The sequence below is a fragment of the Lysobacter lycopersici genome (genome assembly GCF_007556775.1).
GTDB lineage: Bacteria > Pseudomonadota > Gammaproteobacteria > Xanthomonadales > Xanthomonadaceae > Pseudoluteimonas > Pseudoluteimonas lycopersici.
On record NZ_CP041742.1, the window covers coordinates 2,330,140 to 2,352,274 of the forward strand.

A 22,135-nucleotide genomic window follows, 5' to 3' on the forward strand; every position below is an offset into this window, starting at 1 on the left:
TTCCCCTGAATGGAAGCGAGAGGTTACGCAGCGCCCGCGAGCGGCGCCAGAGGAGCGTCGTTCGCCCGCGCGATTCAGGGTCGAAACGGTCGGATCGACCGGGCCGACCTGCTAAAGTCCCGCGATCCGCACGGAGCATCGCGTGAACGCAGTCGTCGACCCCGCCGCAGGCATTGAAGCCGTCGAAACCGACGTCGACGAGCGCGTGGTCGCGGCCCTGCTCGCCAAGGGCCGGCTGAAGGACGCCGACCTCGCCCGCGCGCGCCGCCTGCAGGAGGAGACCGGAGGCAGCCTGCTCACCCTGCTGGCGCGGCTGGGGCTGGTTTCCGAGCGCGACCACGCCGAAACCTGCGCCGAAGTGCTCGACCTGCCGCTGGTCTCGACCAAGGATGCGGCCGACCTGCCGCCCGAGGGCATCGCGCTCAGCCAGCGGTTCATGAAGCAGTTCCACCTCGTGCCGGTGTCCGACGATCCGTCCGGCGTGGACGTGCTCGTCGCCGATCCGCAGGATGCCTACGCGCTGGACGCCGTGCGGCTCGCGACCGGGCGCGCGGCGCGGCCGCGCATTGCGTTGCGTTCGGAAATCGACGACCTCATCGAACGCTGGCACGGGCAGGGCCGCAGCGCGATGGGCGCGATCGTCGAAACCGCCGATGGCGAATCGTCGGGCGACATCGACGATGTCGAGCACTTGCGCGACCTTGCGTCCGAAGCGCCGGTGATCCGCCTCGTCAACCTCATCATCCAGCGCGCGGTCGAGTTGCGCGCCTCCGACATCCACATCGAGCCGTTCGAGAACCGCCTGAAGGTGCGCTACCGCATCGACGGCGTGCTCGAGGAAGGCGAATCGCCGCCGCAGAACCTCACCGCCGCGGTGATCTCGCGCGTCAAGATCATGGCGCGCCTGAACATCGCCGAACGCCGCCTGCCGCAGGACGGCCGCATCATGCTGCGCGTGCAGGGCAAGGAACTCGACCTGCGCGTCAGCACGGTTCCGACCGCGCACGGCGAAAGCGTGGTGATGCGCCTGCTCGACCGCGAGACCGTGGTGTTCGATTTCCACCGCCTCGGCTTCACCGACGCGTTCCTGCCGCAGTTCCAGCACGTGCTGGAGCAGCCGCACGGCATCCTGCTGGTCACTGGCCCGACCGGTTCGGGCAAGACCACGACGCTGTACACCGCGCTGTCCAAGCTCAATACGCCCGACGTCAAGATCATCACCGTCGAGGATCCGGTCGAATACCAGATCGAGGGCATCAACCAGATCCAGGCCAAGCCGCAGATCGGGCTCGATTTCGCCAACGCGCTGCGCAGCATCGTCCGCCAGGACCCTGACATCATCATGATCGGCGAAATGCGCGACCTCGAGACCGCGCGCATCGCGATCCAGTCCGCGCTCACCGGCCATCTCGTGTTGTCCACGCTGCACACCAACAACGCCGCCGGCGGCATCACCCGCATGCTCGACATGGGCGTCGAGGACTACCTGCTCACCTCCACCGTGAACGGCATCCTCGCCCAGCGCCTGGTGCGCCGGCTGGAGCCGACGCACGCGGAGAAATACCCGGCCTCGCCCGAGGAAATCGAGAAATTCGGGCTGCGCCGCTTCCAGCCGGACGGCGAGATCTTCCTGTACCGCCCGCGTCCGTCCGCGTTCGCGCCGACCGGCTACCTCGGCCGCACCACCATCATGGAATTCCTGGTGATGGACGACGAACTGCGGCGCGCGGTGATGCGCCACGCTGGCATGGGCGAACTGGAACAGCTCGCGCGCAACGCGGGCATGCGGACCATGTACGAGGACGGCATCGCCAAGGCCATGCAGGGCGAAACGACGATCGAGGAAGTGCTGCGCGTGACGGAGGATGCCTAGAGTCGTCATTCCCGCGAAAGCGGGAATCTCGTCTTTTGACGTTGGATTGCATGGAAAAACAACCTGCTGTCTACATTCTTGCCCATCGTCGCTACGGAGTGCTGTATGTCGGCGTGACGAGTGATCTGATAGCGAGGACTTGGCAACACCGAACGCATGCCGTTGAAGGGTTTACCTCGAAATTCAATGTCGCGATGCTGGTTTGGTATGAGATCCACGACACGATGTATTCAGCGATTACCCGAGAGAAACAGATCAAGAAATGGCGGCGCGAATGGAAGGTCGAATTGATCGAGAAGGAAAATCCGGAATGGATCGATCTTTGGCCCAAGATTATCGGCGCGGATAATTGAGAAAACGAGATTCCCGCTTTCGCGGGAATGACGAGCAAAAGCAGACACGCTGACCCATGCCCCTCTACCGCTACAAAGCCCTGAACGCGCGCGGCGAAGTGCTCGATGGCCAGATGGAGGCCGCGAGCGGCGCCGAAGTCGCGTCGCGGCTGCAGGAGCAGGGCCACCTGCCGATGGAGGCGAAGCTCGCCAGCGAAGGCGGCGGCGAATCCGCGTGGCGCGCGCTGTTCAAGCCCAAGCCCTTCGCCGGCGAGCGGCTGGTGCAGTTCACCCAGCAACTCGCCACGCTGCTCGGCGCCGGCCAGCCGCTGGATCGTGCGCTCGGCATCCTGCTGGAACTGCCGGAAGACGCGCTGGCCAAGCGCACCATCACCGACATCCGCGACGCGGTGCGCGGCGGCGCTTCGCTGTCGACCGCGCTGGAACGCCAGCACGGCACGTTCTCGCGCCTGTACGTGAACATGGTCCGCGCCGGCGAGGCCGGCGGCAGCCTGCACGACACCCTGCAGCGCCTCGCCGATTACCTCGATCGCAGCCGCGCGCTGCGTTCGCGCGTGATCAACGCGCTGATCTATCCGGCGATCCTGCTGGTGATGGTCACGCTCAGCCTGATGTTCCTGCTCGGCTACGTGGTGCCGCAGTTCGCGGCCATGTACGACAGCCTCGACGCGCCGCTGCCGTGGTTCTCGCGCCTGGTGCTGGGCCTGGGCATGTTCGTGCGCGGCTGGTGGTGGGCGCTGCTCGCGGTGCCGGTGCTGGTGCTGGTCTGGCTGGACCGCAAGCGTCGCGACCCGGCGTTCCGGGCGAAACTCGATGCCTGGCTGCTGGAACGCCGCTTCATCGGGCCGCTCGTGGCCAAGCTCGAGACCGCGCGGCTGGCGCGCACGCTCGGCACCTTGCTGAAGAACGGCGTGCCGCTGCTGACCGCGCTGGGCATCGGCCGCAACGTACTCGGGAACCGCACGCTCGTGGATGCGGTCGAAGCCGCTGCGGACGAGGTCAAGAACGGCGTCGGCCTGTCCGCCGCGCTGGGGCGCAGCAAGCGCTTCCCGCGGCTGGCGCTGCAGATGATCCAGGTGGGGGAGGAGTCCGGCGCGCTCGACGGCATGCTGCTGAAGACCGCCGATACCTTCGAGCAGGAAACCGGGCTGGCGCTCGACCGCATGCTGGCCGCGCTGGTGCCGGTGGTGACGATGGTGCTGGCGGCGGTGGTGGGCATGGTCATCCTCGCGGTGCTCAGCCCGATCTACGATTTGACGAACGTCATAGGCTGAAACGCGCACTGCGCAACGAATCGAACACGAGGAACCGCATGATGAACCGACGCAACACCCGCCTTCCGCGCCGCGCCGCGCAGTCCGGCTTCAGCCTGATCGAAATCGTCATCGTGATCACTTTGATTGCCTTGATCGCGGCATTCGTCGTGAACAAGGTCGCGGGCCAAAGCGATCGCGCCAAAGTGAAGCTCGCCACCGTGCAGGTGCAGGACCTCGCCGAGAAGGTCCAGCAGTTCGAGAACGACACCGGCTCGTTGCCGAATTCGCTCGACGATCTCGTCACGGCGCCCAGCAACATGAGTGGCTGGCTCGGCCCGTATACGAAGCCGGCGGGTCTGAAGGATCCCTGGAACCACGCGTTCGAATACCGCGTGCCCGGCGACGGCAAGCCGTTCGACCTGATCTGCCTGGGCAAGGACGGCAAGCCCGGCGGCGAAAGCGTCGACGCCGACATCGCGTTCGAATAGCGTTTGCGCATCAAGCTAATGTGCTTTTCCTAATAACGCACTTATTAGTTGCGCATGCAAAAGGCCGCAAGAATGCGGCCTATGCAATCAGTACCACCATCGGAGACTGATTTTTATATGGGAACCTGAATTACTTGTCGGCAGTAGGCTGAGCGCTACGTGGAATCGCTTTACGAAAAATATCAGCGAAGGATGACGGGGGGATTTCGGAAGTAAGGGCATTGCACACTTCTCGACATGCGTCGCGATCATCCGCACAAGCAGACGAGGAAACGTGGGCTCGTATACAAGCCTTATACCGAGTGTCACAGTAACCGGGATCGCACATTTGTTGCGCATTAGCTGGGAGGATTACTCCCAACAAAGACACCATTGAGCTAAGTGCAAGAATTGTAAGGCGGTGCGAATTCATGATCTGTCTCCAAAGGGTCAGTGCAAAAGCAAGTAACCATGATCTTTCGGCAAAGTCAACGCTCCCGCTACCAGTGCTCAAATGCAAAAAGCGGCGCTGTTCGCATAGCATCATCAATGCTGCGCATGACCGGGTTTTCGCTGCTGGAAATGCTGCTGGTGATGGCGATCATCGCCTTCGCCGGCCTGCTCGCGGCGTCGGCGATGACCGGCGGCTTCGACGGCATCCGCCTGCGCTCGGCGAGCAGCGAGGTCGCGGCGCAATTGCGCTTCACTCGCGCGCAGGCGCTGGCCACCGGCAAGCGCCAGGACTTCAGCATCGATCCGCACGCGCACACCTGGAAGGCGCCGAAGGATCGCCACGGCAGCTTGCCGAAGCAGCTCGGCATCGAGTTCTACGGCGCGCGCGAAGTGCAGCCGAGCGCGAGCGAAGGCGGCATCGCCTTCTTCCCCGACGGCGCCTCCACCGGCGGCCGCATCCGCCTGAGCGCGAAGCAGGCGGTGCGCGACATCGATGTCGCCTGGCTCACCGGCGAAGTACGGGTGAAGCGCGGGGAAAAACAATGAGCCGCCGCCCACCGCCCACCGTTCGCCGCTTCCAATCCGGCTACACCCTGATTGAGGTGATCGTCGCCTTCGCGGTGCTGGCGCTCGCGCTCGCCTTGTTGCTCGGCACGCTGTCGGGCGCGAGCAAACAGGTGCGCTGGGCCGACGACGCGGGACGCGCATCGCTGCACGCGCAGTCGCTGATCGACCAGCTCGGCGTGGGCGAGGCGCTGGCGCCGGGGCAGCGGCAGGGCGATTTCGAAAACGGCCGCTACCACTGGCAACTCGATGTCTCGCCGTGGCGCGATCCGGCGCAGCCGCCCGCCAACGACCAGCCGCAGGACCTGTCGGCGCCATCGTTGCTGGCGGTGTCGTTGCGGGTGGCTTGGGGCAACGACGCTAACCAGCAACTGCAGGTGTCCACGCTGCGGCTTGTGCAGCCGGAACCCGCCGGGATGGAACCGTGAACGCACGGCGTGCGCGCGGCTTCACGCTGATCGAGGTGATCCTCGCGACCGTGCTGCTCGCCAGCGGCCTCGCGCTCGCCTTCGCCAGCCTGCGCGCGGCCAGCGCCACCGCGACCCGCGGCGAGCAAATCGCGCACCGCGACGAGCGCATGCGCGCGGTCAGCAATTTCCTGCGCAGGCGCCTGAGTTCGGCGCGTTCGATCGCGTTCGCGCTCGATGCCGCCAGCGGCCAGCAATTGCGCTTCAGCGGCGATGGCGAACAGATGCGCTTCGTCGCCGACTTGCCGGACTACCTCGGTCGTGGCGGTCCGTACGTGCATACCCTGCACGTCGTCCGCAATGGGGATTCCAGTGAGCGCATCGAAGTCGACCTGGCGATGGCGCTGGGTGGGCAGACCATCGCCGAATCGCCGCCGCGCCCGCCGGACGTGTTGGTCGACGGCCTCGGCAACGTGCGCTTCCGCTATCGCGGCATGAATGCGGATGGCCAGCTCGGCGGTTGGAGCGACACCTGGGACACGCCCGAGGCGTTGCCGCTGCAGGTCTCGATCGACCTCGCCGACAAGAACGGGCGCGCGTGGCCCGGCTTGATCATCGCGTTGCAGCTGGCCGGCAGCGAGGGCGGTGGCAACGGGCTCGGGGCGCCCGACCGGCTGTGAACGGGATGCGCACATCGCGTGGCGTGGCCCTGCTGCTGGTGCTGTGGCTGGTCGCGTTGTTCGCCGCGCTGGTCGGCGGTTTCGCGCGCACCGCGCAGATGGAGCGCCTGCAGGGCAGCGTGCTGCGCGACGGCGTAGTCGCGGGCGAGGCCGCGCGCGCGGGCGTCGAATACGCGCTGGTGCGGGTCAATGCCGGCGACCGCCGCCTGCGCTGGGTGCCGGATGGTCGCGACAACGCCTGGCATTTCGGCGATGCCGACGTGACCGTGCGCATCGTCGACGAGATGGGCAAGGTCGACCTCAATGCCGCGCAGTCGCCTTTGCTGGCGGCGCTGTTCCGCCAGGTCGGCGTGGCCCCGGGCGATGCCGACCGCATCGCCGGCGCGATCGTCGACTGGCGCGACCCGGATTCGCTGATCCAGGTCTCCGGTGGCGCGGAAGACGACGATTACGCCGCGGCCGGGCGACCTTACGGCGCCAAGGACGCGCCGTTCGAAAGCATTGCCGAGGTCGAACAGGTGCTGGGCATGACGCCCGCGATCTACGCCAAGGTCGAGCCGTTCCTGACCGTATTCAGCGGCAACGACACGCCCGATGCTTCCTACGCCGCGCCGGAAGTGCTGGCGGCGATGGGGCTGGACGCGAACGGCATCGTCGCCCGGCGCAAACAGTGGGATCCGGCCAGCGGCCAGCCCCCGCCGGTGTTGCCCGATGGCCAATCGCTGAACGATGGCGGCACCGGCACGTATAGTATTTGGAGCCGCGCGCGGCTGCGGAACGGCCGCGAGACGGTGCTGCACGCGATCGTGCGCAATGGCGGGAACGGATTGCCGGGGTCGGCGTACACGGCGCTGCAGTGGGAGGAAGGAACATCGCCGCAATGACCGCCCTTCGCGAACGCCTCGGCGTGCAGAGCCTGCGCGCGGGCGGATTTTTCGCCTGGTGGGGCCGCAGCCTCGCGGCCTGGCTGCCGCGTTCGTGGCGCGCCGCGCTGGGCCTGGATCGCGGGCGCCTGCTGCTCGGCGTCGATGGCGATTCGCTGCAATTGCGCCTGCAGGACGGCGATGGCCTGCACGACATCGGGCGCATGCCGCTGCCCACCGAACTCGAAGTCGAAGGCGGCGACGTGCTCGCCGCGGTGCTGTCGCCCGCGCTCGCCGAACTGCCGCGCTGGCTGTTGTTGCCCGCCGGCGCCTGTTTGCGCCGGCGCCTGGTGTTGCCCGCCGCCGCGGCCGAGCGCCTGCGCGACGTGGTCGGTTTCGAAATCGACCGGCAGACGCCGTTCGCCGCCGAAGACGCCGCCTACGACGCGCGCCTGCTGTCGCGCCGAGACGGCGACGGCCAGCTCGACGTCGAACTGGTGGTCGTGCCGCGCGCGGCGCTGGATGCGCAATGCAATGCATTGGGCGCGCAGGCGCGGCTGCTCGCCGGCGCGGACGTCGCCGGGGCGAATGGCGAACCATTGGGCGTCAACCTGTTGCCGCCGGCCACGCGCTTCGCGCCGTCCGATCCCTGGCGCGCATGGAACCTCGCGCTCGCCGGCGTCGCGGTGCTCGCCCTCGCCGCCGCGTTGTGGCAGATGCTCGACAACCGGCGCGTCGCGGCCGATGCCTTCGCCGTCGTCACCGGGCGCCAGGTCGAGGCCGCGCGCAAGGTGTCGGTGCAGCGCCAGCGCCTGGTCGACCTGGTGCAGGGACAGGCCTTCCTCGACCGGAGCCGCAGCGGTCGTGCCACCACGGTGGAAGTGCTGGACGAACTCAGCCGGCGCCTGCCCGACGACACCTACCTCGAGAAGTTCGCCCTGGAAGGCGACCGCATGACCCTCATCGGCCTGAGCAGCGAGGCCTCCGCGCTGGTCGGCAGGCTCGAGGGCAGCAAGCTGTGGCGCGCGCCCGCGTTCACCGGCGCGCTGGTGCCCGATCCGCGCACCAAGCGCGATCGTTTCACCCTGGTCGCCGTGCTGGTCGACACTGGCCCGGACGCCGGGGACGCGGACGGAGGCGATGATGCGAACCGCCGCTGACCGCGACCGCTGGCTGGCGCTTGGCCTGCTGTTGGGCGTGCTGGTCGTCGCCTATTTCGTGCTGGTGCATCCGTGGTGGACGGCGCCGATGCTGGCGGAGAACGACCGCATCCACGACCTGCGCGAACGCGAACTGCGCGCACGCATGCAGCTGAAGCAGGCGCCGCAGGTTGCGCGTGCGCTGGCCGAGGCGCAGGCCGAACAGGCGCACGTGCCCGGATTCCTGCCCGAGAGCACCGCCGAACTCGCCACCGCCGGGCTGGTGCAGCGGCTGCAGACCGTGGTCGCGCAGGCCAGCCCGGGCAACCGCAGTTGCGCGATCAGCAACCGTTCGCCGATCGACGACGCGCACCCGGGGCGGTTCCCGCGCGTGACCGTGCAGGTGCGCCTGCGTTGCGGCGCCGGCGAGATGGCCGCGGTGCTGCACGAACTGGAAAGCGGCACGCCACGGCTGTTCGTCGACAACCTCAACATCCTCGCCCAGCGCTATTTCTTCGCGCCGGGGCAGGGCGGCAACCAGAGCGGCGGCCTCGACGTGAGTTTCGACCTGTACGGTTACCTGCGCCCGCCGCCGGGACGACCCGCGCCGGCTCAGGCCAATGCGACGACGGAGGCGAACGACAGTGCGCCTTGAAGACGTCAGCCCGCGCACGTGGCTGCTCGGCGCCGTCGCCGGTTGGGCGCTGGCCGCGTGGGTGCTCGCGCTTGCCGGCATGGGCGGGCGCGTCACGCCGCTGGCGGACGATCCGTCGCTGCTGCAAACGCTGCCGAAGCCGACCCGGCCGCTGCCGGAACGGCTCGGGCCGTTCGGGCAATACGCGGAAATCGCCGCGCGACCGCTGTTCTCGCAGGATCGCCGGTTACAGCCGTTCTCGCTCGGCGGCGACGACGACACCTCCAACGATTTCGATTACGTCCTCAACGGCGTGCTGCTGGTGCCGCAGGTGAAGCTGGCGATGATCGAGCCCAGCGACGGCGGCGATGCCGAGCGGGTGAAGCTCGGCGATGCCGTGGAAGCGGCGCCGGCGTGGCGGCTGGTCGCGCTGAATCCGCGCAGCGCGGTGTTCGAAGGCCCGGGCGGACAGAAAACGCTGGAACTGCGCGTGTTCGACGGCGCCGGCGGCGAACCGCCCCCGGCCGGGGATGCCGCCGACGCGCAGGCCAACCCGCCACCCCTGCAACCGGCTGCAGCCGCGGTACCGCGCGCGCCGACCGCGGGAATCGCCGGCGGGCAGGGCGCGCAGAAGAAGGACGCCTCGGCGACCGCGGTGCCGCCGCCGGACAACACCGAACAGCAGATGGAAGCGCTGCGCAAGCGCATCGAGCAGCGGCGCGCCCAGTTGCGCGCGCAGCAGGCACGCCAGGCCGCCGATGCGGCGGGCAAAACCGATAACCCGTAGAGTGACGCAATGAAACTTCGCCAGCCTTTCGCCGCGGCTTTCGCGGCCTGCCTCCTGGCCCTGCTCGCGGCCTGCGCGTCCATGCCGCCGCCGATCGTGCAGCGCAACGGCGCACCGGGCGCATCCGCTGCCGGCGTCGCCGGCGCGACCACGACCACCACCACGGCCGATGGCGGCATCGTGAACGGCGCCGAGCCCATTCCGGAACAGGACGCCGTGCCGCGCGCGGTGATCCATCGCGGCAGCGGCCGCACCATCAACACCGAAGCCGCGAACGCGCCGCCGCCGGGTTTCGCCGCTTCCACCGGCGAGGCATCGTTCAATTTCGAGGGCAGCCCGATCCAGGCCGTGGTCAAGGGCATCCTCGGCGACATGCTCGGGCAGAACTTCACCATCGCGCCCGGCGTGACCGGCACGGTCACGCTCAACGTGCAGAAGGTCAGCCCCGCCGCCGCGTTCACCCTGCTCGAACAGGTGCTGAGCTGGAACAACGCGCGCATGGTCTACACCAACGGCATCTACAACATCGTGCCGAACGACCAGGCGCTGGCCGGCACGGTCGCGCCGCGCACGGGCCCGCCGACCATGAGCCGCGGTTTCGAAGTGCGCGCGGTGCCGCTGCGCTACATCTCCGCGACGGAAATGGAGAAGCTGCTCAAGCCCTACGCGCGGCCGAACGCCATCGTCAGCGTCGATCCGGGCCGCAACGTCATCACGCTCGCCGGTACCAACACCGAGCTCGAGAACTACCTGCGCACGGTGCAGATCTTCGACGTCGACTGGATGTCGTCGATGTCGGTCGGCGTGTTCCCGCTGCAGTCGGGCAAGGCCACCGACGTGGTCTCCGACCTGGAGAAGGTGTTCGGCGAACAGGGCAAGTCGCCGGTCGCGGGCATGTTCCGCTTCATGCCGCTGGAAGGCGCGAACGCGGTGCTCGTCATCACCCCGCAGCCGGCCTACCTCGACCAGATCCAGCAATGGCTGGACCGCATCGACAGCGCCGGTGGCGGCGTGCGCCTGTATTCGTACGAACTCAAGTACATCCGCGCCAAGGACCTCGCGCAGCGCCTGTCCGAAGTGTTCGGCGGCTCCGGCGGGCAGGGCGGCGACAACGGCGGCGCACCGAGCCTGATGCCCGGCACCCAACCCACCCAGGTCGGCGACAGCGGCATCGACGGTGACAGTCGCGATGCGGGCACGACCGACATGGGCGGAAGCAGTAGCGGAATGGGCGGCGATTCGGGCAGCCCGGGCGGCAACCTCGGCTCGCTCTCGCTGAACCAGAGCAGCAACGGCAACGGCTCGGTCACGCTGCAGGTGCAGGGGGACAAGGTCGGCGTGTCCGCGGTCGACGAGACCAACAGCCTGCTGGTGCGCTCGACCCCGCAGGCGTGGAAGTCGATCCGCGAGGTGATCGACCAGCTCGACGTGATGCCGATGCAGGTGCACATCGAGGCGCAGATCGCGCAGGTCCAGCTCAGCGGCGACCTCAACTACGGCGTGAACTGGTACTTCAACAATGCCTTGACCGGGGTCTTGCCGACCGCCGTCGACGGCATTCGCAGCGCGACCGGCTCCGACGGCGGGCAGTACACCATCTTCAGCGGCAGTGCGGTGGCCGTGCTCAATGCGCTCGACAAGGTGACCGACGTGCGCATCCTGTCGACGCCCTCGGTGTTCGTTCGCAACAACAGCGAAGCCGACCTCAACGTGGGCGAGAACATCCCGATCCAATCGACGACTTTCAACAGCGACACCAACACGAATGGCACCATCAGCCAGGTCCAGTACCTGCAGACCGGCAAGATCCTCAAGGTGAGGCCACGTGTCACGAAGGATGGAATGGTATTCCTCGACCTCGTGCAGGAGATCAGTTCGGCCGGCAACGTCTCCACCGCTTGCGTCGGCACTGCCTGCAACCCGCGCATCAGCGTGAGCAAGCTCAAGACCGAGGCGGCGGTGCAAAGCGGCCAGACCGTCATGCTCGCCGGCCTGATCGACGACCAGGTCGAACACGGGTCGAGCGGATTGCCCGGATTGAGCCGCATCCCGATCATCGGCGGCCTGTTCGGTACGCAAAAGAGCAACAAGAGCCGTAGCGAGACCATCATCCTGATCACGCCCACCATCGTGCGCAATGCGCAGGAAGCGGCCGACCTGACCGACGAATACAGCCGACGCTTCCGCGCGATGGAGCCGTTGCAGCAGCCGCCTTCCAACCGGAAGTGAGCGCATGACGGGCGGCGGTGGATCGCTGCCGAACATGCTGCCGGTCGTGCTGGTGCCGGTCGGCGTGGACGACGAGGCGCTGGATGCCTGCCTCGCCGCGCTGGATGCATCCACGCCCGCGGGTACGCGCGTGTGGCTGATCGACGACGCGCAGGCCGGGCCGCGCGGCACGGACATCGTGCAGCGCTGGCTGCAGCGCACGCCGCTGCGAGCGGACTACACGCGGCGCCCGCGCATGGCCGGCGAAGTGCAGCACCTCGACGAAGCCCTGCGTGCCTGCGGCGACGCCGACGTGGCGGTGCTTGCCAGCGACGCGATTCCCGCGCCGGGCTGGTTGTCGCAACTCACCGCCTGTTTCGCGCGCGATGCCTCCATCGCCAGCGCGACGCCCTGGTGCAACGCTGGCGAATCCGCAGGCTGGCCACGCGTGGACCCGCAACCCATGCCCGACGATGTCGTGGCCCTCGCGCATGCCGCGGCGACGATGCCGCCGAAGCATCCGGAACTACCCGCCGCGGTGGAACACGCGGTGCTGCTGCGTGGCAGCGCGCGCGCCAGGGCAGGAGGTCTCGACGCCGCGAGTTATGCCTCGTGGTACGCCGCGCTCACCGACCTGTCGCTGCGCATGTCCGGGCTCGGTTGGCGCAACGCGCTGTGCGAAACCGCCTTCGTCGCGCGCCTGCGCGAGGGCGCGCCCGCGGAAGGCGACATGGATGCGCTCGCGGTGCGCTGGCCGGATTGGCACGCGCGCATCGCCGGGTTCCTGATGGACGATCCGTTGCGCGAACTGCGCGACGAACTCGGGCGGCGCTTGCGGCCGCAGGACAGCGACGCGCCGCAACGACTATTGTTCCCTCTCCCGCCTGCGGGAGAGGGTGTCCAAGGCGGGTGAGGGCATGAACGCCGAAGGCATCGCCGCGGTCGTGGTCACCCATCGCAGCGCCGCGACCATCGACGAATGCCTGTCGCGGCTGCGCGCGGCGGATGGGGTCGCCGAGATCCGCGTGATCGACAACGATTCGCGCGACGGAACGCTGGAAATCGTGCAGCGACAGGCCATCGCCGACCGGCGCGTCCGCTTCATCGCCAATCCGGACAATCCGGGTTTCGCCGTGGCCTGCAACCAGGGCGCCGCGGATTCGCAGTCGCCGTGGTTGGCGTTCGTGAACCCGGATTGCTTCGTCGCAGCGGATTCGCTGGCGCGCCTGCGCGAACACGCAGCTTCGCTCGGCGAAGCGATGATCGGCGCCGACCTCGTCGGCGAGGACGGCGTGCGCGACACGGCCGCGCGCCGCCGCGACCCCGATTTCAAGGGCATGCTCGCGGCGATGCTGCGCGACCCCTCGCACGCGCAACTCGGCGTTGAAGTCGATCCGGCGCAAGCATTGCAACAGGTCGAAGCCGTCTCCGGCGCGCTGATGCTGTTGCCGCGCGCGCTGTTCGAACGCATCGGCGGTTTCGACCCGGGCTACCGCCTGCACGCCGAGGACCTGGATCTCTGTCGTCGTGTGCGCGACGCAGGCGCGGCAGTGGCCTGCGCCAACGACGTGCCGGTCGTGCACGTGCGCGGCGTGTCCTCGCGTTCGCGGCCGCTGTTCGTGGAATGGCACAAGCACCGCGGCCTGTGGCGCTATTTCTCGAAGTTCGAAGCGCCACGGCGCGGCATCAGCACGCGCATCGCCGTGTTCGCGATGATCTGGGGCAGGTTTCCGTTTGCGGTGTTGCGGGCCGCATTGCGTTCGTAGGAGCGGCTTTTGTGGGAGCGGCTTACAGCCGCGACTGCTTTTCGCAAGAACTGTCGCGGCTGTAAGCCGCTCCCCCAGGGTCAACGGAAGCGGTTGATCTCGTCGCGCAACGACTTCGCCGCATTCGCCGCGGCTTCGGCGTAATCCGCGCCGTTCGACGCGTACAGGATTCCGCGCGACGAATTGATCATCAGCCCGGTGCCGTCTTCGGTCTTGCCGTTGCGAACGACGGCTTCGACATCGCCGCCCTGCGCGCCGACGCCGGGGATCAGCAGCGGCATGTCGCCGACGATGCCGCGGATCACCTTCAATTCCCCGGGGAACGTGGCGCCGACCACCAGCGCGCAATTGCCGTCCGCGTTCCAGTCGTTCGCGATGGTGCGGGCGATGCGTTGGTAGAGAGGTTCGCTGCCGACGTCGAGTTCCTGGAAATCGCGCGCGCCGGGGTTGGAGGTGTGGCACAGGAACACGCAGCCGCGGTCGTTGCGTTGCAGGAACGGCGCAGCGGAATCGCGGCCCATGTAGGGATTGAGCGTCACCGCGTCGGCGCCGAAGCGGTCGAACGCCTCGACCGCGTACTGCTCGGCGGTGCTGCCGATGTCGCCGCGCTTGGCGTCGAGGATCACCGGCACGTCGGGATGATTGCCGTTGATGTGCGCGATCAGCCGTTGCAGCGCAGCCTCGCCGTCGTTGTGCGCGGCGAAGTAGGCGATCTGCGGTTTGAACGCGCAGGCGAATTCCGCGGTCGCATCGACGATGTCGCGACAGAACGCGAACAAGGCGTCCTCGTCGTCGACGAAGGCATCGGGAAACTTCGCCGGATCCGGATCGAGGCCGACGCAGACCAGCGAGTTTGCCTGCTGCCAGCGGTTGCGGAGTTTTTCGATGAAGGTCATGGCCGGATCGTACTCCCGTATGTGGAAACGCCCACGTTGTCGTGGGCGTTTCGTGGTCACTTGAGCGCCTTGAACCGCAACCGGTGCGGGCCGGCGTCGTCGCCCATGCGGCGCTTCTTGTCTTCCTCGTACTCGCGGTAGTTGCCCTGGAAGAACTCCACGTGCGAATCGCCCTCGAAGGCGAGGATGTGCGTGGCGATGCGGTCCAGGAACCAGCGGTCGTGCGAGATCACGAAGGTGTTACCCGGGAACTCCAGCAGCGCGTCTTCCAGCGCGCGCAGGGTTTCGATGTCGAGATCGTTCGAGGGTTCGTCGAGCAGCAGCACGTTGCCGCCCTGCAACAGCGTCTTCGCCATGTGCAGGCGACCGCGTTCGCCGCCCGACAGCGTGCCGACCAGTTTCTGCTGGTCCTGGCCCTTGAAGTTGAAGCGGCCGATGTAGGCGCGCGACTGGATCTCGACGCCGTTGATGTTGAGGATGTCGAGCCCGCCGGAGACTTCCTGGAACACGTTGTGGTTGCCGGTCAGCGCGTCGCGGCTCTGGTCGACGTAGGCGAGCTTCACCGTCTGCCCGGTCTCGATGGAACCCGAATCCGGCTTCTCCTGCCCGGTGATCATCTTGAACAGCGTCGACTTGCCGGCGCCGTTCGGGCCGATGATGCCGACGATCGCGCCCGGCGGCACCGAGAACGAGAGGTCGTCGATCAGCAGGCGGTCGCCGAACTTCTTCGACACGTTCTTGAACTCGATCACCTTGTTGCCCAGGCGTTCGCCCGGCGGGATGAAGATTTCATTCGTCTCGTTGCGCTTCTGGTAGTCGACCGACTGCAGTTCCTCGATGCGGGCCAGGCGCGCCTTGCCCTTGCTGCGGCCGCCCTTGGCGTTCTGCCGCGCCCATTCGAGTTCCTTCTGGATCGCCTTCTGCCGCGCCTTTTCCGACGACTCTTCCTGCTTCAGGCGCTCGTCCTTCTGCACCAGCCATTCGGTGTAGTTGCCCTTCCACGGGATGCCGCGGCCGCGGTCGAGTTCGAGGATCCACTCGGCGGCGTTGTCGAGGAAGTAGCGATCGTGCGTGACCGCGACCACGGTGCCGGTGTAGCGGGCGAGGAACTGTTCCAGCCATTCCACCGATTCGGCGTCGAGGTGGTTGGTCGGTTCGTCGAGCAGCAGCATGTCCGGCTTCTGCAGCAGCAGGCGGCACAGCGCGACGCGGCGCTTCTCGCCGCCGGAGAGCTTGCCGATCACCGCGTCCCAGGGCGGCAGGCGCAGCGCGTCGGCGGCGACTTCCAGCTGGTTCTCCAGCGTGTGCGCGTCGCCGGCGGCGAGGATGGCCTCGAGCCGCTCCTGTTCCTTGGCGAGCGCGTCGAAGTCGGCGCCTTCCTCGGCGTAGGCCGCGTACACCGCGTCGAGCGCGGCCTGCGCGTTGAGCACTTCGCCCACGCCTTCCTCGACCGCCTGGCGCACGGTCTTCTCCGGGTCGATCTGCGGTTCCTGCGGCAGGTAGCCGACCTTGATGCCCGGCTGCGGGCGCGCCTCGCCGACGAAATCCTGGTCGACGCCGGCCATGATCTTCAGCACCGTCGACTTGCCGGCGCCGTTCAGGCCGAGCAGCCCGATCTTGGCGCCGGGGAAGAACGACAGCGAGATGTCCTTGATGATCTGGCGCTTGGGCGGGACGGTCTTGGACACGCCGTTCATGGTGTAGATGTATTGCATGGGGGCTCCGTCGGGGCGCACGCCGGCGCCTGCGCCGGGCAGGGCCGCGAAAGGATTACGGGATCGGAGAATTATAGCCCGCCGAGCCAATCCGACCGGCGCATGAACGCCATTCCACGGCGTCGCGATGCATGCCGTGGCGTTCAGCCCGGCTGCGCCATCTTCCTCTCCACGTTCTCCCCGAGGAGGTCCGCATGAAGTTCGCCAATACCCGCAATACCGTTCTGATGGCCGCCGTCGCCCTCGTGCTCGGAACGCTGTCTGGGCAGGCGCTGGCCAAGGACCACGACGACCACGGCCATGGCCACGACGACCACCACGGCGATTACGACGGACGCGACCGCCACTACCACGAGCAAAGCGACCACTGGGACAACGGCCGCCGCGGCCCGCCGCCGTGGGCGAGGGGCCACGACTACCGCGGCTACGACTACCCTAGGGTGATCATCGTGCCGGTGCCGGACTACCGCCGTTACCAGTTGTACGCCCCGCGCAACGGCTACCGCTGGGTCCGTGACGACGCCGGCCACTACCTGCTGGTCTCGATCGCCTCGGGCATCATCAGCGACATCCTCTACCGCAACGGGCTCTGAGCCCGCCGGCTGGACCGGAAAGCGCGCCCCGTGGCGCGCTTTTCGTTTGCGCGGCCGCCCCGGGGCAGGGCCGGTACAATGCGTTTCTCCCCGTCCGGAAGCAGCCGCATGTACTCCCGCGCCGACCTGATCGCAGGCTTCGATCCCGAACTCGCGGCGGCCATCGCCGGCGAGAACCGCCGCCAGGAAGACCACGTCGAGCTGATCGCATCCGAGAACTACGCCAGCCCGCGGGTGATGGAAGCGCAGGGCAGCCAGCTCACCAACAAGTACGCCGAGGGCTACCCGGGCAAGCGCTACTACGGCGGCTGCGAATTCGTCGATGTCGCCGAACAGCTCGCCATCGACCGCTGCAAGCAACTGTTCGGGGCGGACTACGCCAACGTGCAGCCGCATTCCGGTTCGCAGGCCAACCAGGCCGTGTACTTCGCGCTGCTGAATCCCGGCGACAGGATCCTCGGCATGTCGCTAGCCCACGGCGGCCACCTCACCCACGGCGCCAAGGTCAATGCATCCGGAAAACTGTTCGACGCCGCGCAGTACGGCGTGAACGACGCCGGCCTGATCGACTACGACGAAGTCGAACGCCTCGCGCTGGAACACAAGCCGAAGATGGTCGTCGCCGGTTTCTCCGCGTATTCGCAGGTGGTCGACTGGGCGCGCTTCCGCGCCATCGCCGACAAGGTCGGCGCCTACCTGTTCGTGGACATGGCGCATGTCGCCGGCCTCGTCGCTGCGGGGGTGTACCCGAATCCGGTGCCGCACGCGCACGCCGTGACCTCGACCACGCACAAGACCCTGCGCGGCCCGCGCGGCGGCATCATCGTCGCCAGCCGCGAAGGTGCGGGCGAACAGTTCGACGAGATCACCAAGAAGCTGCAGTCGATCGTGTTCCCCGGCATCCAGGGCGGTCCGCTGATGCATGTCATCGCCGCGAAGGCGGTGGCGTTCAAGGAAGCGCTGCAACCGGACTTCAAGACCTACCAGCAGCAGGTGGTGAAGAACGCGCAGGCGATGGCCGATGTATTCCTCAAGCGCGGCTACAAGATCGTTTCCGGCGGCACGCAAAACCACCTGATGCTGGTCGACATGATCGGCAAGCCCGTGTCCGGCAAGGATGCGGAGGAAGCCCTCGGCAAGGCGCACATCACCGTGAACAAGAACGCGGTGCCGAACGATCCGCGCAAGCCCTTCGTCACCTCCGGCCTGCGCATCGGCACGCCCGCCGTCACCACGCGCGGCTACAAGGAGGCCGATTGCGTGGCGCTGGCGAACTGGATCTGCGACGTGCTCGACGCGCCGAACGACGAAAACGTCATCGCCGGCGTGCGCGGCAACGTCGAGAAGCAGTGCGCGCAGTTCCCGGTGTACGGATGAGATAGCGCGTGCACTGCCCCTTTTGCCAGCACGTCGATACCAAGGTCATCGATTCGCGCGCGTCGGAAGACGGCGCGACGATCCGCCGCCGGCGCGAATGCGAGGCCTGCGGCGAACGTTTCTCGACGCTGGAAACGGTCGAGCTGAAATTGCCGGCGATCATCAAGGGCGACGGCCGGCGCGAGAACTTCGATGCGCGCAAGCTGCGCCTGAGCATGGAACGCGCATTGCACAAGCGCCCGGTGTCGGAGGAACAGCTGGAGGCCGCGATCCGCTCGGTCGTGCACCAGGTGCGGATGAGCGGCGAACGCGAACTTCCGTCGCGCCGCATCGGCGATTTCGTGATGGCCGAGATGCGCAAGCTCGACCACGTCGGCTACGTGCGCTTCGCCTCGGTGTACCGCGCGTTCGAGGACGTCGCCGACTTCCGCGAGGAAATCGAGATGCTCGAGCGCGACCTGCCCGGCGAAGGCCAGTTGCCGCTGCTCGGCGCCGACGTGGTGCCTTTCGACAAGAATGTCGATCGCAACAAGAAGCAGCGCTGAGGCCATGCCCGCCTTCTCCGCCACCGACCACGCGCTGATGGCGCGCGCGTTGCGCCTCGCCGAACGCGGCGCGTACACGACCCAGCCGAACCCGATGGTCGGCTGCGTGATCGCGCAGGGCGACGAAGTCGTCGGCGAAGGCTGGCACCAGAAAAAGGGCGGGCCGCACGCGGAAGTGTTCGCGCTGCAAGCCGCCGGCGAACGCGCGAAGGACGCCACCGCCTACGTCACCCTCGAGCCGTGTTCGCACACCGGCAGCACGCCGCCATGCGCGGATGCGCTGATCAAGGCCGGGATTTCGCGCGTGGTCGCGGCGATGCGCGATCCGAATCCGCAGGTGGATGGCAGCGGTTTCGCGAAACTGCAGGCCGCGGGCATCGCGGTCGAATCCGGCCTGATGGAAAAACAGGCGCGCGAACAGAACCGCGGTTTCCTGTCGCGCGTCGAGCGCGGGCGACCATGGCTGCGGGTCAAGCTCGCAAGCAGCGTGGACGGCCGCAGCGCGATGGCCAGCGGCGATTCGAAATGGATCAGCGGCGAGGCCTCGCGCCACGACGTGCAACATTGGCGCGCGCGTTCCGGCGCGATCCTCACCGGCGCAGGCACGGTGCTGACCGACGACCCGCACCTCACCGTGCGCCTCGGCGACGACACCGCGTTCGTGCCGCCGCTGCGCGTGGTGCTCGATCCCGGCCTCGCCACCGTCGCGCGCGGCCACGTGCGCGAAGGCGATGCGCCGACGCTGTACCTGCACGCGCCCGACGCCAAGCCGGCGCGCGACATGCATGCCGAGCACGTCGCGGTGCCGGTGGAGGGCGGGCGTTTCGACCTCGCCGCGGTGCTGCGCCTGCTCGGCGAACGCGGCGTCAACGAAGCGCAGGTCGAGGCCGGCGCGACGCTGGCCGGTGCGTTCCTCGCCGCCGGCCTGGTCGACGAACTGTTGCTGTACGTCGCGCCGGTGATGCTGGGCGAACGCGCGCGTCCGCTGTTCGAAGGCCTGCACATCGACGCCATGACCGAACGCCTGCGCATGCGCATCGTCGAAAGCCGCCGCATCGGCGACGACGTGCGCGTGCTGCTGCGACCGGAACCGGCGGCGTGAACGCGGTGTCGTTCCACGACCATTTCTCCGCGGTCGCCGCACAGTACGCACAGGCGCGGCCGGAATATCCGCAGGAACTGTTCGACTGGATCGCTTCGATCGTGCCATCGCGCGAACTGTGCTGGGAAGCCGGCTGCGGCAGCGGGCAGGCGAGCCGCGACCTCGCGTGCGTGTTCGAGCGCGTGCATGCCACCGACCCGAGCGCGGCGCAGATCACGAACGCGAAAGGCCCGGCGAACGTCGATTTCGCGGTCGAGCCGGGCGAAGCCTGTTCGCTGGCCGATGCGAGCGTGGATGCGGTTTGCGTCGCGCAGGCCTTGCACTGGTTCGACCTGCCGCGCTTCTTCGCCGAATGCGAACGCGTGCTGAAACCCGGCGGCGTGCTGTTCGCCTGGGGCTACCAGGACATCGAGGTCGACGACGACATCGCCGGGGCGAATGCGGCGTTGCAGGCGCGCATCCGCGACGACTGGGCACCGCAGCGCGATTTCATCGACGCGGCCTACGCCGGATTCGAGTTCCCGTTCGGGAAGATCGAGGCGCCTCGTTTCGAACTGCGCGCGGAATGGACGTTGCCGAGATTGCTCGGCTATTTCTCCAGCTACTCGGCGACCAAAACCCATCGCGAACGCACCGGCGAGGACGCGGTCGCGCTGCACGCCGACGAGCTCGCTGCGGCATGGGGCGATACGGAGCGCGTGCGCGGCGTGCGCTGGCCCATGTTCGTGCACGCGCGCAGGAAGCCGTACTAATGTTCACGGGATTGATCGAAGGCGTCGGCACCCTGGCCGCACGCGAGGAGCGCGGCGGTGACGCGCGCTTGCGCATCGGCGTCGGCACGCTGCCGTTCGCAGGCGTGCAACTGGGCGAAAGCATTTCGGTCAACGGCTGCTGCCTGACCGTGGTCGCGTTCGATGACGAGGGTTTCGAAGCCGACGCCTCGAACGAGACGCTGGCGTTGACCACGCTCGGTTCATTGCCGATCGGACGTGCGCTCAACCTCGAGCGCGCGATGCTCCCGACCGATCGCCTCGGCGGGCACCTGGTCAGCGGCCACGTCGACGGTGTCGGCGTCGTGCGCGGGGCGTGGGACGACGCGCGCGCGCAGCGCTGGTCGTTCGCCGTACCGGCGCCGCTGCGGCGCTACATCGCCGCGAAAGGCTCGATCTGCGTCGATGGCGTCAGCCTCACGGTGAACGCGGTCGATGGCGATGGCTTCGAAGTCGCGCTGGTGCCACACACGCTGGCGCACACCGCGTTCGGTTCCAACAGCGTCGGCGACGACGTCAACCTCGAAGTCGACCTGGTCGCGCGCTACGTCGAACGATTGCTGCAGGAAAGAAACGCATGAGCTTCGCAGGCATCCCCGAACTCCTCGACGAACTGCGCGCCGGGCGCATGGTCGTGATCGTCGACGACGAGGACCGCGAAAACGAGGGCGACATGATCATGGCCGCGGAACTGGCGCGGCCATCCGACATCAACTTCATGGTCACGCATGCGCGCGGCCTGGTATGCCTGTCGCTGACCCGCGAACGCTGCCGCCAGCTCGGCCTGCCGCCGATGGTGCGCGACAACACCTCGCCGCACGGGACCAACTTCACCGTGTCGATCGAGGCAGCCGAAGGCGTGACCACCGGCATCAGCGCCTACGACCGCGCGCACACCATCCGCACCGCGGTGCGTCCGGATGCGAAGCCTTCCGACCTGTCGCAGCCGGGGCACATCTTCCCGCTGCAGGCGCAGCCCGGCGGCGTGCTCAATCGTGCGGGCCACACCGAAGCCGCGAGCGACCTCGCGTTGCTCGCCGGCTTCGAACCAGCCGGCGTGCTGGTGGAAATCCTCAACCCCGACGGTTCGATGGCGCGGCGCCCGCAGCTCGAGGAATTCGCGCGCGAGCATGGGTTGAAGATCGGTTCGATCGAAGACCTGATCCGCCATCGCCTCGCTACCGAACACACCATCGAGCGCATCGACGAGCGCGAGGTCGAGACTACGCACGGACCGTTCCGACTCGTCACGTATCGCGATCGCATCGGCCACGGCCTGCATTTCGCGCTGCTCCGTGGCGAAGCGGATGCTTCGATCCCGACGCTGGTGCGCGTGCACATGCAGAACGTGCTGTCCGACGCGCTGCACTGGCGGCGCACCGATTTCGGCCCGGGTACCGAGGAGGTGCTCGCCGCGATCGCGCGCGAAGGCCGCGGCGCGTTGGTCGTGCTCGGCGCGGAAACCGACGCCGACGCGTTGCTCGCGCGCCTGCGCGGGCCGCAATCCGAAGCAACGGCCACGCCACGCGGCGCGGTCGCGGAATGGCGGCGCAACGGCGCCGGCAGCCAGATCCTTGCCGACCTCGGCCTCGGCCGGCTGCGGGTGATCGGCACGCCGCGGCGCCAGGTCGGGCTCGGCGGCTTCGGCCTCGAGGTCGTGGAATACCTCGAACTGCCGCCGCGTTAA

23 protein-coding genes are annotated in these 22,135 nt (G+C 67.8%); 21 read left to right on the plus strand and 2 right to left on the minus strand.

Annotated elements, in window-relative coordinates; genetic code table 11:
• The first annotated feature begins 142 nt into the window (after positions 1–142).
• The 14 genes from gspE (at position 143) to FNZ56_RS11565 (ending at position 13,450) form a co-directional block, all read left to right on the plus strand.
• The gene (gene gspE / locus FNZ56_RS11500) at positions 143–1,873 is read left to right on the plus strand and encodes a type II secretion system ATPase GspE (RefSeq protein WP_143879971.1); all 1,731 of its coding nucleotides are present in this window, start codon (positions 143–145) and stop codon (positions 1,871–1,873) included.
• Between the two features lie 50 nt (positions 1,874–1,923).
• Positions 1,924–2,226, plus strand: a complete 303-nt coding sequence (locus FNZ56_RS11505) for a GIY-YIG nuclease family protein (RefSeq protein ID WP_143879972.1) — start codon at positions 1,924–1,926, stop codon at positions 2,224–2,226.
• A 56-nt stretch (positions 2,227–2,282) separates the two neighbouring features.
• A complete protein-coding gene (xpsF, locus tag FNZ56_RS11510; RefSeq protein WP_143879973.1) occupies positions 2,283–3,500 on the plus strand; it encodes a type II secretion system protein XpsF in 1,218 nt (405 codons plus the stop codon).
• A 38-nt stretch (positions 3,501–3,538) separates the two neighbouring features.
• On the plus strand, positions 3,539–3,970 hold the full coding sequence (gene gspG / locus FNZ56_RS11515; RefSeq protein ID WP_143879974.1) for a type II secretion system major pseudopilin GspG: 432 nt from the start codon (positions 3,539–3,541) through the stop codon (positions 3,968–3,970).
• Between the two features lie 528 nt (positions 3,971–4,498).
• Entirely contained in the window at positions 4,499–4,948 is a 450-nt protein-coding gene (gene xpsH / locus FNZ56_RS11520; protein ID WP_342777684.1) for a type II secretion system protein XpsH, read from the plus strand.
• The gene (xpsI, locus tag FNZ56_RS11525) at positions 4,945–5,394 is read left to right on the plus strand and encodes a type II secretion system protein XpsI (RefSeq protein ID WP_143879975.1); all 450 of its coding nucleotides are present in this window, start codon (positions 4,945–4,947) and stop codon (positions 5,392–5,394) included. The genes xpsH and xpsI overlap by 4 nt, the downstream gene beginning before the upstream one ends.
• Positions 5,391–6,053, plus strand: coding sequence for a prepilin-type N-terminal cleavage/methylation domain-containing protein (locus FNZ56_RS11530; protein ID WP_143879976.1), 663 nt, complete (start codon positions 5,391–5,393; stop codon positions 6,051–6,053). Before xpsI ends, FNZ56_RS11530 begins: the two co-directional genes overlap by 4 nt.
• Positions 6,054–6,058: 5 nt before the next feature.
• Positions 6,059–6,937 carry a type II secretion system minor pseudopilin gene (locus tag FNZ56_RS11535; RefSeq protein ID WP_143879977.1) on the plus strand — a complete coding sequence of 293 codons (879 nt, stop codon included), beginning with the start codon at positions 6,059–6,061 and terminating at the stop codon, positions 6,935–6,937.
• On the plus strand, positions 6,934–8,076 hold the full coding sequence (locus FNZ56_RS11540) for a PilN domain-containing protein (RefSeq protein WP_143879978.1): 1,143 nt from the start codon (positions 6,934–6,936) through the stop codon (positions 8,074–8,076). The genes FNZ56_RS11535 and FNZ56_RS11540 overlap by 4 nt, the downstream gene beginning before the upstream one ends.
• Positions 8,060–8,710 (plus strand): type II secretion system protein GspM, encoded by a 651-nt coding sequence (gene gspM, locus FNZ56_RS11545; protein ID WP_143879979.1) that lies wholly within the window; start codon positions 8,060–8,062, stop codon positions 8,708–8,710. Before FNZ56_RS11540 ends, gspM begins: the two co-directional genes overlap by 17 nt.
• Positions 8,700–9,476: a general secretion pathway protein GspN gene (locus tag FNZ56_RS11550; RefSeq protein ID WP_143879980.1), complete on the plus strand. Its 777-nt coding sequence runs from the start codon at positions 8,700–8,702 to the stop codon at positions 9,474–9,476. Before gspM ends, FNZ56_RS11550 begins: the two co-directional genes overlap by 11 nt.
• Before the next feature lie 9 nt (positions 9,477–9,485).
• Complete coding sequence (gene gspD, locus FNZ56_RS11555; RefSeq protein ID WP_143879981.1) at positions 9,486–11,705, plus strand: type II secretion system secretin GspD; 2,220 nt, start codon at positions 9,486–9,488, stop codon at positions 11,703–11,705.
• 4 nt (positions 11,706–11,709) lie between these two features.
• Positions 11,710–12,597 carry a glycosyltransferase family 2 protein gene (locus FNZ56_RS11560; protein ID WP_407070493.1) on the plus strand — a complete coding sequence of 296 codons (888 nt, stop codon included), beginning with the start codon at positions 11,710–11,712 and terminating at the stop codon, positions 12,595–12,597.
• Between the two features lie 4 nt (positions 12,598–12,601).
• Complete coding sequence (locus FNZ56_RS11565; RefSeq protein ID WP_143879982.1) at positions 12,602–13,450, plus strand: glycosyltransferase family 2 protein; 849 nt, start codon at positions 12,602–12,604, stop codon at positions 13,448–13,450.
• A gap of 80 nt (positions 13,451–13,530) precedes the next feature.
• Here FNZ56_RS11565 and pyrF read toward each other — a convergent pair whose 3' ends face one another.
• Complete coding sequence (gene pyrF, locus FNZ56_RS11570; RefSeq protein ID WP_143879983.1) at positions 13,531–14,346, minus strand: orotidine-5'-phosphate decarboxylase; 816 nt, start codon at positions 14,344–14,346, stop codon at positions 13,531–13,533.
• Between the two features lie 56 nt (positions 14,347–14,402).
• Positions 14,403–16,061 carry an energy-dependent translational throttle protein EttA gene (gene ettA, locus FNZ56_RS11575; protein ID WP_143879984.1) on the minus strand — a complete coding sequence of 553 codons (1,659 nt, stop codon included), beginning with the start codon at positions 16,059–16,061 and terminating at the stop codon, positions 14,403–14,405.
• Positions 16,062–16,255: 194 nt separating this feature from the next.
• On the opposite strand from ettA, the gene FNZ56_RS11580 reads away from it, so the two are divergent.
• The 7 genes from FNZ56_RS11580 to ribB all read left to right on the plus strand — a co-directional run bounded on the left by FNZ56_RS11580 (position 16,256) and on the right by ribB (position 22,135).
• Positions 16,256–16,654 (plus strand): RcnB family protein, encoded by a 399-nt coding sequence (locus FNZ56_RS11580; RefSeq protein WP_246064595.1) that lies wholly within the window; start codon positions 16,256–16,258, stop codon positions 16,652–16,654.
• A gap of 108 nt (positions 16,655–16,762) precedes the next feature.
• A complete protein-coding gene (gene glyA, locus FNZ56_RS11585; protein WP_143879986.1) occupies positions 16,763–18,031 on the plus strand; it encodes a serine hydroxymethyltransferase in 1,269 nt (422 codons plus the stop codon).
• Positions 18,032–18,039: 8 nt separating this feature from the next.
• On the plus strand, positions 18,040–18,576 hold the full coding sequence (gene nrdR, locus FNZ56_RS11590) for a transcriptional regulator NrdR (RefSeq protein ID WP_143879987.1): 537 nt from the start codon (positions 18,040–18,042) through the stop codon (positions 18,574–18,576).
• Positions 18,577–18,580: 4 nt separating this feature from the next.
• Positions 18,581–19,678, plus strand: coding sequence for a bifunctional diaminohydroxyphosphoribosylaminopyrimidine deaminase/5-amino-6-(5-phosphoribosylamino)uracil reductase RibD (gene ribD / locus FNZ56_RS11595; RefSeq protein WP_246064598.1), 1,098 nt, complete (start codon positions 18,581–18,583; stop codon positions 19,676–19,678).
• Positions 19,675–20,430 carry a class I SAM-dependent methyltransferase gene (locus tag FNZ56_RS11600; RefSeq protein ID WP_143879989.1) on the plus strand — a complete coding sequence of 252 codons (756 nt, stop codon included), beginning with the start codon at positions 19,675–19,677 and terminating at the stop codon, positions 20,428–20,430. The genes ribD and FNZ56_RS11600 overlap by 4 nt, the downstream gene beginning before the upstream one ends.
• The gene (locus FNZ56_RS11605) at positions 20,430–21,029 is read left to right on the plus strand and encodes a riboflavin synthase (protein ID WP_143879990.1); all 600 of its coding nucleotides are present in this window, start codon (positions 20,430–20,432) and stop codon (positions 21,027–21,029) included. The genes FNZ56_RS11600 and FNZ56_RS11605 overlap by 1 nt, the downstream gene beginning before the upstream one ends.
• Positions 21,026–22,135 carry a 3,4-dihydroxy-2-butanone-4-phosphate synthase gene (ribB, locus tag FNZ56_RS11610; protein ID WP_143879991.1) on the plus strand — a complete coding sequence of 370 codons (1,110 nt, stop codon included), beginning with the start codon at positions 21,026–21,028 and terminating at the stop codon, positions 22,133–22,135. The genes FNZ56_RS11605 and ribB overlap by 4 nt, the downstream gene beginning before the upstream one ends.

Coding starts and splice junctions, on each gene's coding strand:
- FNZ56_RS11505 (WP_143879972.1), top strand. CDS start 1,924: ATGGAAAAACAACCTGCTGTCTACATTCTTGCCCATCGTCGCTACGGA.
- xpsF (WP_143879973.1), top strand. CDS start 2,283: ATGCCCCTCTACCGCTACAAAGCCCTGAACGCGCGCGGCGAAGTGCTC.
- gspG (WP_143879974.1), top strand. CDS start 3,539: ATGATGAACCGACGCAACACCCGCCTTCCGCGCCGCGCCGCGCAGTCC.
- xpsH (WP_342777684.1), top strand. CDS start 4,499: ATGCTGCGCATGACCGGGTTTTCGCTGCTGGAAATGCTGCTGGTGATG.
- xpsI (WP_143879975.1), top strand. CDS start 4,945: ATGAGCCGCCGCCCACCGCCCACCGTTCGCCGCTTCCAATCCGGCTAC.
- FNZ56_RS11535 (WP_143879977.1), top strand. CDS start 6,059: ATGCGCACATCGCGTGGCGTGGCCCTGCTGCTGGTGCTGTGGCTGGTC.
- FNZ56_RS11540 (WP_143879978.1), top strand. CDS start 6,934: ATGACCGCCCTTCGCGAACGCCTCGGCGTGCAGAGCCTGCGCGCGGGC.
- gspM (WP_143879979.1), top strand. CDS start 8,060: ATGCGAACCGCCGCTGACCGCGACCGCTGGCTGGCGCTTGGCCTGCTG.
- gspD (WP_143879981.1), top strand. CDS start 9,486: ATGAAACTTCGCCAGCCTTTCGCCGCGGCTTTCGCGGCCTGCCTCCTG.
- FNZ56_RS11560 (WP_407070493.1), top strand. CDS start 11,710: ATGACGGGCGGCGGTGGATCGCTGCCGAACATGCTGCCGGTCGTGCTG.
- FNZ56_RS11565 (WP_143879982.1), top strand. CDS start 12,602: ATGAACGCCGAAGGCATCGCCGCGGTCGTGGTCACCCATCGCAGCGCC.
- pyrF (WP_143879983.1), bottom strand. CDS start 14,346: ATGACCTTCATCGAAAAACTCCGCAACCGCTGGCAGCAGGCAAACTCG.
- ettA (WP_143879984.1), bottom strand. CDS start 16,061: ATGCAATACATCTACACCATGAACGGCGTGTCCAAGACCGTCCCGCCC.
- FNZ56_RS11580 (WP_246064595.1), top strand. CDS start 16,256: ATGAAGTTCGCCAATACCCGCAATACCGTTCTGATGGCCGCCGTCGCC.
- glyA (WP_143879986.1), top strand. CDS start 16,763: ATGTACTCCCGCGCCGACCTGATCGCAGGCTTCGATCCCGAACTCGCG.
- ribD (WP_246064598.1), top strand. CDS start 18,581: ATGCCCGCCTTCTCCGCCACCGACCACGCGCTGATGGCGCGCGCGTTG.
- FNZ56_RS11605 (WP_143879990.1), top strand. CDS start 20,430: ATGTTCACGGGATTGATCGAAGGCGTCGGCACCCTGGCCGCACGCGAG.
- ribB (WP_143879991.1), top strand. CDS start 21,026: ATGAGCTTCGCAGGCATCCCCGAACTCCTCGACGAACTGCGCGCCGGG.